General features: G+C 67.9%; 11 protein-coding genes. 6 read left to right on the top strand and 5 right to left on the bottom strand.

What is annotated here, in order from left to right; genetic code table 11:
• From ACNTAO_RS01730 to sufB, 3 genes are all read right to left on the bottom strand, one after another.
• Positions 1 to 2,225 (bottom strand): PAS domain-containing protein (locus ACNTAO_RS01730; RefSeq protein WP_435160214.1); only part of this gene is annotated, 2,225 nt, incomplete at its 3' end.
• 258 nt (positions 2,226 to 2,483) lie between these two features.
• The gene (locus ACNTAO_RS01725; protein ID WP_435160213.1) at positions 2,484 to 2,621 is read right to left on the bottom strand and encodes a DUF7563 family protein; all 138 of its coding nucleotides are present in this window, start codon (positions 2,619 to 2,621) and stop codon (positions 2,484 to 2,486) included.
• Between the two features lie 4 nt (positions 2,622 to 2,625).
• On the bottom strand, positions 2,626 to 4,056 hold the full coding sequence (sufB, locus tag ACNTAO_RS01720) for a Fe-S cluster assembly protein SufB (protein ID WP_435160212.1): 1,431 nt from the start codon (positions 4,054 to 4,056) through the stop codon (positions 2,626 to 2,628).
• Between the two features lie 118 nt (positions 4,057 to 4,174).
• On the opposite strand from sufB, the gene ACNTAO_RS01715 reads away from it, so the two are divergent.
• Together ACNTAO_RS01715 and ACNTAO_RS01710 are read left to right on the top strand one after the other, a co-directional pair.
• Entirely contained in the window at positions 4,175 to 4,396 is a 222-nt protein-coding gene (locus ACNTAO_RS01715; protein ID WP_435160211.1) for a hypothetical protein, read from the top strand.
• A gap of 58 nt (positions 4,397 to 4,454) precedes the next feature.
• On the top strand, positions 4,455 to 5,537 hold the full coding sequence (locus ACNTAO_RS01710; protein ID WP_435160210.1) for a prepilin peptidase: 1,083 nt from the start codon (positions 4,455 to 4,457) through the stop codon (positions 5,535 to 5,537).
• A 16-nt stretch (positions 5,538 to 5,553) separates the two neighbouring features.
• Here ACNTAO_RS01710 and dnaG read toward each other — a convergent pair whose 3' ends face one another.
• Positions 5,554 to 6,972, bottom strand: a complete 1,419-nt coding sequence (gene dnaG, locus ACNTAO_RS01705; RefSeq protein WP_435160209.1) for a DNA primase DnaG — start codon at positions 6,970 to 6,972, stop codon at positions 5,554 to 5,556.
• A gap of 153 nt (positions 6,973 to 7,125) precedes the next feature.
• Between dnaG and ACNTAO_RS01700 the strand changes: the two genes are divergently transcribed.
• The 4 genes from ACNTAO_RS01700 (at position 7,126) to ACNTAO_RS01685 (ending at position 11,696) form a co-directional block, all read left to right on the top strand.
• On the top strand, positions 7,126 to 8,094 hold the full coding sequence (locus tag ACNTAO_RS01700; protein WP_435160208.1) for a hydroxyacid dehydrogenase: 969 nt from the start codon (positions 7,126 to 7,128) through the stop codon (positions 8,092 to 8,094).
• 72 nt (positions 8,095 to 8,166) lie between these two features.
• On the top strand, positions 8,167 to 9,597 hold the full coding sequence (locus tag ACNTAO_RS01695) for an aspartate aminotransferase family protein (protein WP_435160207.1): 1,431 nt from the start codon (positions 8,167 to 8,169) through the stop codon (positions 9,595 to 9,597).
• Positions 9,598 to 9,632: 35 nt separating this feature from the next.
• Positions 9,633 to 10,913 carry an amidohydrolase gene (locus ACNTAO_RS01690; protein WP_435160206.1) on the top strand — a complete coding sequence of 427 codons (1,281 nt, stop codon included), beginning with the start codon at positions 9,633 to 9,635 and terminating at the stop codon, positions 10,911 to 10,913.
• A gap of 135 nt (positions 10,914 to 11,048) precedes the next feature.
• Entirely contained in the window at positions 11,049 to 11,696 is a 648-nt protein-coding gene (locus ACNTAO_RS01685; RefSeq protein WP_435160205.1) for a DUF8102 family protein, read from the top strand.
• A gap of 15 nt (positions 11,697 to 11,711) precedes the next feature.
• On the opposite strand, the gene ACNTAO_RS01680 is transcribed toward ACNTAO_RS01685, so the two are convergent.
• On the bottom strand, positions 11,712 to 12,500 hold the full coding sequence (locus ACNTAO_RS01680; RefSeq protein WP_435160204.1) for a creatininase family protein: 789 nt from the start codon (positions 12,498 to 12,500) through the stop codon (positions 11,712 to 11,714).
• Positions 12,501 to 12,509 lie beyond the last annotated feature (9 nt).

Raw genomic sequence — 12,509 nt, 5'->3', positions numbered from 1 at the left:
TCTCGTTCCGACGACGGAAAGAGGTCGGTGTAGTGTTGCTCGACGAGCTCGTCGAGCGGCGTCTCGAGCAGTGTGGCCGCCGCCGTGTTGGCTTCGAGGACCTCACCCGAGGCCGGGTCGACCACGAACACCGGGTCGGGGGCGGCCCGCAACATCGTCTGGTACTGTGCTTTCGCCGAGGAGAGCGCGCGCTCTCGCTGTTTTTGTTCCGTGATGTCGATCAGGAGGACGTCCGTGCCGACGGCCCGCCCGTCTATCTCGCGTGGGACCGCGCGCAACAGACACGGAACCGGCTCGCCGGAGGCGTCGACGAGCTGCCGTTCGACGACGGTGAGCTCGCCGTCGAGCGCCTCCGCGTATCCACCCGTCTGGAGGTTCTGTGCCGACTCGTCGTCGTAGAACGTCGAGAGTGGCTCGCCGCGGACCGCCTCGCGGTCGTATCCGAGCCGCTCCGCGAACGAGGGGTCACACGCCTCGACGACCGCGCCCTCGTCGCCGATCCGGGTGCGTAAGAACATCAGCGGCCCGTAATCGAAGAGGTCGTACAACCACTGGGTTCGTTCCGTCTGCTCCGTGACGTCCGCGCCGGTCGCCAACACCTTGCGCGGCGTGCCGTCGTCGTCGAGTGTCGCCACCGCGCGCGTCTCCAACCACGCCACGTCGCCGTCGCCGGTGAACACCCGAAACGCACCGCTCGTCGGCTCGCCCGTCTCCAGCATCGTCTCGAATTCGTCGCGGGTCCGCTCGCGGTCTTCGGGGTGGACGATGGACCAGAACTCGGCTATCGTCTCTGGGTCTTGGCCGAACGTGTCGACGAGCGTCTCGTCCCACCGAACCCGCTCCGCGTCGAGGTCCCACTCGGCGATGCCCGTCTCCGTCTCCGACAACACCAGTTCGAGCCGCTCCGTCCGGTCTCTGAGCGTCTCGAGGAGCTCGCGGCGCTCCGTGACGTCCTGTTGGATGCCGATAAAGTTGGTGAGCCGGCCGTCCTCGTCGTGGACCGGTGCCACAGAGAGCCGCGCCCAGTACGGCTCCCCGTCCGCGGTGACGTTCTCGAGTTCGACGGTCGCCGGTCGTTCCGCCTCGACGGCCTCACGGAGCTCCTGCAGCTGTCCGTTCTCCGTCGCTTCGCTCTGTAAGAATCGAGGGTTTTGGCCCAACACCGCAGACTCGTCGTACCCGGTGAGCCGTTCGAACCCCTCGTTGACGTACACGAGTGGGTTCCCCGCTCGGGTCGGGTCGGTGATCTGGATCGCGATGTCGGCCTCGTCCATCGCGCGCTCTTTCAGCTCCAGCTCTCGTTTTCGCTCCCGTGCTTCGGTGCGATCCCGCGCGGTACAGATGATACGACCGCCGTCGACGACCGTCAACGAGATTTCGACCGGGAACGTCGACCCATCCGGACGGCTTCCCGTCACGCGGCCCTGCCACTGTCCCGTTCGTTCGAGGACGGGGAACGCCTCGGCTTTCAGCCGCTCGACCTCCGCCGCGTCGTACAGCTTCTCCCACGTGTCGCCGAGCAGCTGCGCCTTCGAGTCGAAGCCGTACATCTCGACGTGCGTCCGGTCGACGTAGACGTACTCGTCGTCCTCGAGGATCGCGACCCCGTCGGCCGCCTCGTCTATCGCTCGCTGGAACGCGTCGAACTCGATCGCCTGGGTCGCGTTGGTCGCCTCGACCCGCGCCGGCTCACACAGCCGCGCTATGGCCGCCTCGAGCGCGTCGACCGCCCGCGCGAGGACGCGTCTGTCGGCCGCGTCGAACGCCGCTCGCTCCGTCGACGCGAGACCGACCACCCACTCATCGCCGACGCCACACAATAGCTCGCTTCGGACGAGGCCGGTGCCGTCGCGCTCGGCGTTAAGCCTGGAGTCCACGTCGATCCGGCCGGACTCCGGGCTGTGTGGCCCGGCGATGCCGGTCGTCGAACGCGGACCGGTCGCCGTTGACAGCCGAGCGAACGAGCGGTCTGCCGGCGGCGCGTCGACGACCCCGTCGGCCCGTGTGAGTTCGACCGACGAGGTCGACGCCGCGCCCTGCCGCTCGCGGCCCGGTGACGCCGACAGTCGCCAGGCGAAGACGCCGGTCGACACGTGGTCGAACATCTCGCTTAGACGCGCGACTGTGCGGTCGACCGCACCCTCGACCGACTCGACCCGATTGAGCGCGAGTGCGAGCTCGAAGACCGGCTTCGTGACGCCCGTCGACGCGGTGTGGTCGGTCACACCCGACCGCCACCGTTCGCCCCGGTCACGACTCGATTCGTCCGGCACGCCCACGCCGCACGCGCCGGGTCGCGCGTCGTGGGTGATCGCGTAATCGCCGCCGTCACGCGGAGTCGTCCGCGTCGCCGGCACTCTCGATTCATACACTTATGTGTGCGAACAGTGACTTGTCTTCGTCCGCGGACCACTCCGTCAACGAAGCCGGCACCTCACATATGAGGTACGTCGTGCCGTCGAAACGACGGCCGGCGTCACCCGCTACCGCTGGTCGGTGATAGCGTCGGCGACGTTGCTTCGACCCGAGCAGGACGGACACGCCGTCACGTCGCCGTCCAACCCGAACACCGTGGCGAATCGCACCGAGACGTGGTCGCCACAGTTGACACACTCCGGCATCGGCTCACCCGAGCGAGCCCTCCATTTCGAGTTCGACGAGTCGGTTGAGTTCGACCGCGTACTCGATCGGGAGTTCTTCCGTGATCGGTTCGATGAATCCGGAGACGATCATTTGTTTTGCGTCGTCGTCGTCGAGTCCCCGCGACTGCAGGTAGAAGATGTCCTCGTCGCCGATCTTCCCCACCGTCGCCTCGTGGGCCACGTCCACTTTCGACTCGTTGATCTCCATGTACGGCATCGTGTCCGACGTCGACTCGTTGTCGAACATCAGCGCGTCACACTCCACGGCCGTCGAGGAGTTCTCTGCGCCGTCTGCGATGTGGACCAACCCGCGGTAGTTCGTCCGGCCGCCGTCTTTCGAGATCGACTTCGACTCGATCGTCGACTTCGTCTCCGGCGCGTTGTGGTACACCTTCGCGCCCGTGTCGATGTCCTGGCCGTCGCCCGCGAACGCGATCGTGATGTGGTTGTCCGACGCGCCCCGACCCTTCAGGATCGTCGACGGGTACAGCATCGTGGCTTTCGACCCCATCGAGCCCGAAATCCACTCCATGCGGCCGTTCTTCTCCGCGATCGCGCGCTTCGTGTTCAGGTTGTACGTGTTCTTCGACCAGTTTTGCACCGTCGAGTACTGGACGTGGGCGTCTTCTTTGACGAAGACTTCGACGCCGCCCGAGTGGAGGTTGAACGCGGAGTACTTGGGGGCCGAACACCCCTCGATGTAGTGGACTTCCGAGCCCTCCTCGGCGATGATGAGGGTGTGTTCGAACTGGCCCATGCCCTCGGAGTTCATCCGGAAGTACGCCTGGATGGGCATTTCGACGGTGGTGTCCTCGGGGACGTAGACGAACGAGCCGCCGGACCAGATGGCGCCGTGGAGCGCGGCGAACTTGTTGTCGCTCGGGGGGACGGCCTTGGTCATGAAGTACTCTTTGACGAGGTCTTCGTGCTCCTGGACGGCCTTGTCCATGTCACAGAAGACGACGCCTTTCTCCTCCCAGCGTTCCTGCATGTTCTGATAGACGATTTCGGACTCGTACTGGGCACCGACGCCGGAGAGGGCGTTCTTTTCGGCCTCGGGGATGCCGAGTTTGTCGAAGGTGTCCTTGATGTCGTCGGGGAGGTCGGTCCAGTCGTCGACGCCGCCGCGGACGTCGATGTCGGGGCGGATGTAGGGAACGATCTCGTCGATGTCGATTTCAGAGAGGTCGGGCGCTTCGGGCCAGTCGGTAGGCATTGGCATGGCCTGGAACTGCTCTAGGGCGCGGAGGCGGCGCTGGAGCATCCACTCGGGCTCGTCTTTGTCCTCGGAGATGACGCGGATGGTCTCCTCGTCGAGGCCACGCTCGCTTTTGAACGCGGAGTTTTCTTCTTTTTTGAACTCGAAGCGCGCCTCGGTGTCCGTCTCTTTCAGGTGATCTTGTGAACTCATCAAAACATGGTTGGGTCACGACGAAAATAAATGTGGGGTTGAGAAAGCACTACTCGTAACGTCGAACGGTTTCATCGGCGGCGACCGCTACGTTCTTTCGGGTGGCGAGCACACGAGTGGTATGGACCCGGTGCTCCAGTTCGCCACGCTCCGGTCGACGCTCTACTACGGCGTTATCTACGCGGTCGTCTTGGCGGTCGCCGTCTGGATCTACCGCGACGCGAAGGCACGAGGCAGCGATCGGGCGGTCGCGTGGTTCGTCGCCACGCTCGTGTTCACCATTCTCCCGGTCCTCGCGTACCTCTACCTCCACCGTGACGCCGGCCCAGCCGCGCGGCGCTGATTCTCGCCACTGAGAGTCGGAGCCGAACGGCTAAGTCGGTCTCTCCTCGCATCGGTACATGCTCGTGACGCTCGCGGACGCGCTCCGGCTGCTCGTCGTCCCCGTCTTCTGCTGGGCGGCGGTGCGAGACGTCCGGACCCGGCGGATTCCCAACCGGCTGTGGCCGCCGCTGTACGCGCTCGGCGCGCTGACGCTCGTGCTCGCGGTGGCCGGTCGATGGCCGTTCGTCGGGGGGGACTGGCTCTTCGCCGTGCGGGTCGCGGTGAGCCTGTTCGTGGTCGCGCCGCTCGGCTACGGGCTCTGGGCGCTCGGCGGCTTCGGCGGCGCCGACGCGAAGGCCGTCGTCGCGCTCGCGCTCGTGTTCCCGACGGTTCCGGCGTACCCGGTCGCCGGGGAGACGCTCCCGCTCGTCGCGGCACCGGCGGGGGTCTTCTCACTCACCGTGCTCACGAACGCGCTGCTCGTGGGGCTCGCGTACCCGCTGTGGCTCGCCGCCGCGAACCTCGCGGCCGGCGAGTGGTCTCGGTGGCTGTTTCTCACGCGCCGCGTTCCGACCGGGTCGCTCACCGCGCGGCACGGGCGGCTGTTCGAGTCGTCCGACGGACGCACCCGCCGGGGGCTCGACCTCGACGCCCTTCGGATGTACCTTCGGTGGCGCGGGACCACGCTCGAGACGCTCCGGGCGGCGCCGAGAGCGGCGCGTGACCCCCGCCGCATCGGACCGACGTTCGACCCGACAGACGGCCGCGTCGACCGACGGGCGAGCGCACGCGCCGGCGCGTCGACGGACGGGACGACCGCGGACGGCGGCGTCCCCGCCGCATCTCTCGGTGACCACGGTGGCGACGCGACCGGCACCGACGACGGAACCGGCACCGACGACGCGACCGACACCGACGACGCGACCGACACACACGGCGACCCGTGGGGTGCCGAGCAGTTCCTCGCGGCGATCGATCACGACGCGTACGGCACCGACCCGCAGACGCTTCGGGCGGGTCTGACGCTCGTAAGCGAGCGGGACGCGGTTCGGGTGTCGCCGGGGCTTCCGTTCCTCGTACCGCTCTCGGCCGGACTCCTCGTCGCCGTGACGTTCGGAGACGTGCTGTTCGCACTACTCGCCGTCTTCGGCGTCGGGTGAGCCGGCCTTCGGTCCGTCAGGCCTCGACGGCCCTGTCGGCGACCGTCACGATGCGCGTCCCGACGGGCCGTTTGACCAGATCACCGGCGTCGCGGCCGAAGAGCGTCCCGACCCCGCGTTGGGCGGCGACGTCCACGAGCCGTTGATCGACCGTGCCGTCGAGGACGACCGCCATCGGGGGATCGGCCGCTCCTTCGACCGCGTCGAACGCGTCCGTGGCTTCGACCTCGGTGAGGACGCCGAGGTCGTCGTCGAGGAGTCGGGCCCGGCCGCTGTCGCCGTCGACGACCTCCTGGACGTGTTCTTCGAACGACCGGGGCGTGCGGTCGACGGCAGCCGCTGCGTCGCCGGTGCCCCCGGCGTCCCCGTCGCCGCCAGCGGTGTTCTCGGCGTCGGGTACGGCGTCGTCGTCGGTCGGCTCGCTGTCGGTGCCGGTCGACTCGCTGTCACCGTCGGTGCCGTCCCCGTCACCCGAGGCATCGTCGGTATCGTCCACGTCGGACGACGCGTCGGTCGGGGCGTCACGGGCGGCCGCTTCGGGGGGGCCGGTGACCTCGGCGGCGTCGACTATCACCTCGGCGTCGGCCGCGGGTGTCGCTCCACCTCCGGCGGCCTCGCGCAGGTTTGGCTCGTCGGCCAGGGTCTCGTACGGCACCTTTCCACGGAGCGCGTCGAACACCGTCGCACGGTCGAGGTCCTCGACGGACTCGCCTGGCGGGGCGAACGCGACGTACTCGACGTCGCCGACCTGCGCCAGTTCACGCAGGATGAGTTCGCCGCCACGGTCGCCGTCGAGGAAGGCGGTCACCGTCCGCGAGGTGGTGAGGTCGGCGACCGCGTCGGGCACGTTCGTTCCCTCGACGGCGACCGCGTTCTTGATTCCACACTCGAGCAGGGTGGAGACGTCCGCGCGTCCCTCGACGACGATCACCGCGTCGGAGTCCCCGACGCGGGGGCCGGCCGGGAGTCCCTCGTAGTCGACGATGCCGGCGACGCGGGCGGCCTCTCTGACCTCCTCTAAGACGTCGTCGCTGCCGAGGCTCGTCTCTTCGAAGCCGCTGGCGACGAGCTCTTTGGCGCGCTCGACGACCTCGCGACGCTTCGCCGCCCGCACGTCTTCGATGCTCGTCACCTCGACGGCTGCCCCACACGGTCCGATGCGGTCGATGGTCTCGAGGGAGGCGGCTAAGATCGCCGTCTCGACCTTGTCGAGGCTCGAGGCGACGGTCACCTCGCCAAACGACTGTCCGTTCTCGGACCGTATCGAGACGTCGATTCGTCCGACCCTCGACGACTCTTGGAGGTCGCGTAAGTCGAGCTCGTCGCCGAGCAACCCCTCGGTCTGTCCGAACACGGCACCGACGACGTCGCTTCGCTCGACGACCCCGTCGGCCGCGATGGTGGCGCGGATTAGGTACTTGGCTGTGTCGTTCATGGATGGTGAGTGTGATGTGAACGGACGGCGACGAACCGTCCGCAACGGTATACGAACGTTGTGAAAAAGTACCTGTCGCCACGGCTTCGACCGCGGACGACGAATTCGCCGCAAGGCGTGCGCCTATACCGTTCGGAGCGGAGGTGTGTCCCAATGTCGAGGACATGGACCGTGCTGCTCCCGCCGACCATCGACCCCGTCGGTCCCGAGTCGCTCGCGGACATCGCCACGTGCACGAGCCGAGCGGCATACGCGGACGAAGACGCCCTCGTCGCCGACATCGACCGCTACGATGCGATCGTCACGCGAACCCGACCGGTCACCGAGCGACTGCTCGCGGCCGCAGACCGGCTCCAGATCGTCGCCAAACACGGGACTGGCGTCGACAACGTCGACGTCGACGCCGCGACCGAACGCGGCGTCGTCGTGGCGAACACGCCGGGTGAGAACGCCAATTCGGTCGCCGAACACGCGGTCGCGCTGCTGTTGGCGGCTACGCGAAACGTCGTCGATGCCGACCGCGCGACGCAGGCCGGCGAGTGGCGACGGGCCGACTTCCGCGGGCGCGACCTTCGCGGACGGACGCTCGGGCTGTTCGGTGCCGGTAACGCGGGCACGAGGGTGGCGACACTGCTGGCCGGCTTCGGCGTGACCTGCGTCGCGTACGACCCGTACGCCGACCCCGCCTCCCTCCCCGAGACCGTCTCACTCGTCGACGACGAAGTGGAATTCTTCGAACGCGCGGACGACCTGAGCGTTCACGCCCCGCTCACCCCGGAGACGCGCCACGCGATCGGCGCGGAGGCGTTCGCACTACTCCCCGACGACGGCGTCGTCGTCAACACGGCACGCGGCGGGATCGTCGACGAGGCCGCACTCGTGACGGCACTGGAGGCGGGCGACCTCGGCGGGGCGGGTATCGACGTCTACGAGACGGAGCCGCCGGCACCAGACGACCCGATCGCATCGTGTCCCGGCGTCGTCCGGACCCAGCACAACGCCGGTACCTCGGCGGCGGCGCTCGCAAACATGAGCCGCGCGGCGGCGGCGCTCGTCCGCACGGCCTACGAGGGGACGGTTCCCGAGACGGCGCTCAATCCCGACGCGTGGGGGCCGTCGTAGAACGAATATCGTGTACAGCGAGTGTGATATCTGTGGACAAGTTATTTATCGGTCGTCGCCGTCACAGGCGGTATGCCCGCAGGACCACCGATCGATGCGATCCACTTCGACGACGCGCCGTCGGTCGGAGACGTGCCCGGCCCGAAGAGCCGTGAGCTCCTCGAGACGCAGCGAGCGATAGATAGCAGCGCGGTGGCGTATCCCGAAGACATTCCGGTCGCGTTCGAGGCCGGGAAGGGTGCGACGATCCGCGACGCCGACGGCAACACGTACATCGACATGTTCGCCGGCATCGGCGTGTTGAACGTCGGCCACTCGAACCCGTACGTGATGGAGGCCGTTCGCGACCAGAGCGAGAAGCTCGTCCACACGGTCGACTTCCCGACGGAGGCGCGGCTCGGGCTCATCGAGAAGCTCGACGAGATCGCCCCACCTGGGCTCCGCGGGGAGAATCGCGTCGTCTTTGGCGGCCCGACCGGCAGCGACGCGGTCGAGGCGGCGATCAAGCTCGCGAAGTACAACACCGGCGGCGACGGGCTGCTCGCGTTTCGGGGGAGCTACCACGGCGCGACCTCGGGAGCGATGGCGCTCACCGCGAACAAGGGGTTCAAAGACGACTACACGCCACTCATCCCGGACGTCGTCCACGCGAAGTACCCCTCGCCGTTCATCGACCGCGCGGAGTCCGGCGACGCGACATCGGTTTGTCCGCGTCCGGCGAGTGAGTGCTGTCGGTCGACATCGTGTGCACGCGCGCTCAAAGAAGTCGAAGAGATCATCGAGGACCCGTACGGCGGCCTCGCGAATCCGGCCGGGATCTTCGTCGAGCCGATCCAAGGAGAAGGCGGGGTCATCGTCCCCCCGGAGGGATTCCTCCGCGGGCTCCGTGCGATCGCGACCGCGAACGACATCCCGCTCATGTTCGACGAGATCCAGAGCGGACTCGGCCGCTCGGGCCAGTGGTGGGCGAGCGAGTGGGCCGGCGTCACCCCCGACATCATGACCACGGCGAAGGCGCTCGGCGGCGTCGGCTTCCCGCTGTCGGCGACGATCTACCATGAGGACCTCGACACGTGGGATTCGGGCGGACACGCGGGCACGTATCGCGGACACGTCGTCGCGATGCGCGCCGGAACGCGCGCCATCGAGTACATCCAGGAGCACGACCTCCTCGCGCACGCACGCGACCTCGGCGAGCACATCCGTGACCGTCTCCGGACGGCCGGTGCGGACACCGACCGACTCGGCGAGGTTCGTGGCCGCGGTCTCTTCGTCGGTGCCGAGTTCGTCGACGCCGACGGGGCTCCCGACGGCGACGCGGTGGACGCGATCCAGCAGTACTGTTTCGAACACGGCGTCCTCGTCTGGACCGCCGGACGCCACGGCAACGTGCTCCGGCTGTTGCCGCCGCTCGTGTTGACCCGCGAGCTGGCCGACACCGCACTCGACGTCGTGGTCGACGCCATCGAACACGTCACCGCCGAGACGGCGGCAACACGGTGAGTTAACTACTCGGGTGGCGTACCGTTCGGCGACCGATGGCACACGACGTGCGCAACCGCCTCTCTGCGCTCAGGCGAGCCTTCCACAGACGTCCCGAACCCGGCTGGTGTGAGTTTCAGACGACCGCTCGGATCGTCGAGGAGCTGCGTCGAATCGGCGTCGACGACGTCGCCATCGGCTCCGAGGCGCTGTCGGAGCCGGACCGTATGGCGCTGCCGACCACCGAGACGCTGCGCGCGTGGCGCGACCGGGCGGCCGACGCCGGCGTCGACTCGGCCCTCCTCGAGCGGCTCGACGACGGACATACTGGCGTCGTAGCGACCGTCGAGAGGGGTTCGGGGCCGACGGTCGGCGTCCGCGTCGACATGGACGGCGTCTCGATGACGGAGTCGACGGCTGCCGGCCACCGCCCGGCCGACGAGGGGTTTCGGTCGGAACACGACGGGTACATGCACGCGTGCGGTCACGACGCACACGTCACCATCGCACTCGGGGTGCTCGAGGCGGTCGCTGCGAGCGACTTCGAGGGGTCGTTTCGCGTCTTCTTCCAGCCCGCAGAAGAGATTGCCGGGGGCGGCAAGCCGATGGCCGCGTCGGGGCTCGTCGACGACGTCGACTACCTGTTCGCGTTCCACCTCGGGTTGGGACACCCGACGGGTACTGTCGTCGCGAACGCCACCCGACCGCTCGCGATGGCACACATCAACGCCACCTTCGAGGGGGCGAGCGCACACGCGGGGAAGAACCCGAGCGGAGGAACCAACGCGATGCAGGCGATGACGACGGCGGTCCAGAACGCCTACGGGATCCCCCGACACGCGGACGGGTTGACCCGGATCAACTTCGGTCGGGTCGAGGGGGGAAGTGCGAGCAACGTGATCGCAGAGGAGGTGGTCCTCGACGGCGAGGTTCGCGGCGAGACCACCGCGCTCATGGAGTACATGCGCACCGAACTGGAACGGGAGCTCTACGCGGCCGCCGAACTCCACCAGTGTGACGTGGTGATCCACCGCACCAGCGAGTCGATCCGCGTCGACGGCGACCCGACGCTCGCCGGGACGGTCGCCGCCGTCGCCCACGACCGTCCGTCGGTACGAACCGTCACGGAGGCGGCCCCGCTTGGGGCGAGCGAGGACGCGACGTTCCTGATGCAGCGCGTTCACGAACGGGGCGGGCGGGCGGTGTACCTCCTCGTCGGGACGGACCACCCGACGGCACACCACACGCCGACGTTCGACGTCGACGAGCGGTCGCTCGACATCGGTGTCGAACTCCTGACCGCCTGCGTCACCGCGGTCGCCGAGGACCGGCCGTGACGTCTGTGCCGTGACTCGAGCGTGGCCCGTCGCCTCCGCGCCGAGTGGGCCCGGATCGCCCCGAGACGCTCCCGACGGGCCTCCATCGACGATCTGACCACAAAGGTTAATCCACTCACCCACGGGGTTTCATCCATGTCACAGGACGAGCTGCCCGGGTCGCTGGAGCTGGCGGCCGACGCCGACCGTCCGCGTGGAATTTTGACGCCCTCGGACCGCGACTTTCTGCTCGGTCGCAAGACCGACTACACCGAGCACTCGCGAAAACAGAAGCGGAACCGAATTCGCCGACGCGTCCGCAACGCGATCCTCGACTTCAGCATCCTGTACGAGTGTCTCGAAGACCGCGACCGGAAGACGGTCTTCGACCCGGACGACGCGGACCGCGAGTCGTACACCCGCGGGATAACCGACATGCTCGGCTTCTTACACCTCGGGACGATGGGCTATCACACGCCGTTCAAGGACATGCTCTCAGAGGGGGTCGCGAAGTCCGAACAACGGCTCGCCGGGTCGGACTACCGGATGGTCACCGTCGAGTTCAACGTCGAACCCGTCGGCCAGATCGACGTCGACGAGGTGATCGAGAAGATCGAAGCCGACGAGTTCGAACGCATCACCGACGAGGAGCTTCGCGCGTTTGTCCGGCTGCTCTCGATGTCCGAGGAGTTCACCCCCGGAGCGGTCCGTGAGAGTCTCAACTCGCGGGTCGACGAGCTCGCGAGCGCGCTCGAAGACGGCGACGGACCGGACGAGCAGACGCTCCGGACGCTGACGAAGTGACGCCTTGTGGACGGCTCACGCGCGCGTGTCTGCGAGGGCGTCGACGAGCGTGACCACGTTCTCGACGGCCGCCTCGACCAGCGCTCGTCCGTTCGCTTCGGTCGCCGCGGTCGGGTCCCCGAGGCTCCCGGTGTGCGTCAGCGCGTCCATCCGCCCCGGTGAGAGCGCCCAGCCGACCCGGTTGTCGCCGTACGCGTCGTAGTCGGTGAGCGGCACGGCGTCGTCGGGGGGGTCGACCGCCTCCGCGGCCTCCAGGTCGACGAGGTCGGGAGCGACCGCGAGCATCAGGCTCGTCTCGAACTCCGCGGCGTGAAACGACACCTCGCTTGTCCGCGTGGCGGTCGCGACGTCTTCGAACACGGACACGAGCGGCACGTGGAACGCGCGGAGGCCGTGGTCCGTCGTGAGTTCGCGCACGACGACCTCGAGCTCTGGGTCCTGTACCAGGTAGTGGCCGTTGACGAGCAGGACGTTCTCGACGCCCCACTCGCCCGCCGAGACGCAGACGTCGCGGACGTACCGCTGGAACGTCTCGCTCTCGACGGTGAACGTCCCCGGCTTGAACGTGTGGTGTGGGCTCACTCCGTACCAGATCGGCGGAGCGAGGAGACACCCCGTCGCGGCGGCGACCCGCTCGCAGATCGCCTCCGGCATGAACACGTCGACGCCGAGCGGCATGTGCGTCCCGTGCTGTTCCGTGCTCCCGACCGGAAGCAGTAGCGTACGCGTCGTTTCGATCGCCGCCTCGACCTCCTCCCAGGTCATCTCCGCGAGGCGATACACGTCGTCGGTGGCGTCGGTCACACGTGCTCG

Origin of the sequence: Halorubrum zhoui (genome assembly GCF_051194155.1) — an archaeon.
Taxonomy (GTDB): domain Archaea; phylum Halobacteriota; class Halobacteria; order Halobacteriales; family Haloferacaceae; genus Halorubrum.
Note: the sequence above shows the minus strand (reverse complement) of the source record. Positions and strands in the feature narration are given on the sequence as shown.

Excerpts from the sequence above, each read along its gene's own strand:
- ACNTAO_RS01725 (WP_435160213.1), bottom strand. The coding sequence starts at position 2,621 with ATGCCGGAGTGTGTCAACTGTGGCGACCACGTCTCGGTGCGATTCGCC.
- ACNTAO_RS01715 (WP_435160211.1), top strand. The coding sequence starts at position 4,175 with ATGGACCCGGTGCTCCAGTTCGCCACGCTCCGGTCGACGCTCTACTAC.
- ACNTAO_RS01710 (WP_435160210.1), top strand. The coding sequence starts at position 4,455 with ATGCTCGTGACGCTCGCGGACGCGCTCCGGCTGCTCGTCGTCCCCGTC.
- dnaG (WP_435160209.1), bottom strand. The coding sequence starts at position 6,972 with ATGAACGACACAGCCAAGTACCTAATCCGCGCCACCATCGCGGCCGAC.
- ACNTAO_RS01700 (WP_435160208.1), top strand. The coding sequence starts at position 7,126 with ATGTCGAGGACATGGACCGTGCTGCTCCCGCCGACCATCGACCCCGTC.
- ACNTAO_RS01695 (WP_435160207.1), top strand. The coding sequence starts at position 8,167 with ATGCCCGCAGGACCACCGATCGATGCGATCCACTTCGACGACGCGCCG.
- ACNTAO_RS01690 (WP_435160206.1), top strand. The coding sequence starts at position 9,633 with ATGGCACACGACGTGCGCAACCGCCTCTCTGCGCTCAGGCGAGCCTTC.
- ACNTAO_RS01685 (WP_435160205.1), top strand. The coding sequence starts at position 11,049 with ATGTCACAGGACGAGCTGCCCGGGTCGCTGGAGCTGGCGGCCGACGCC.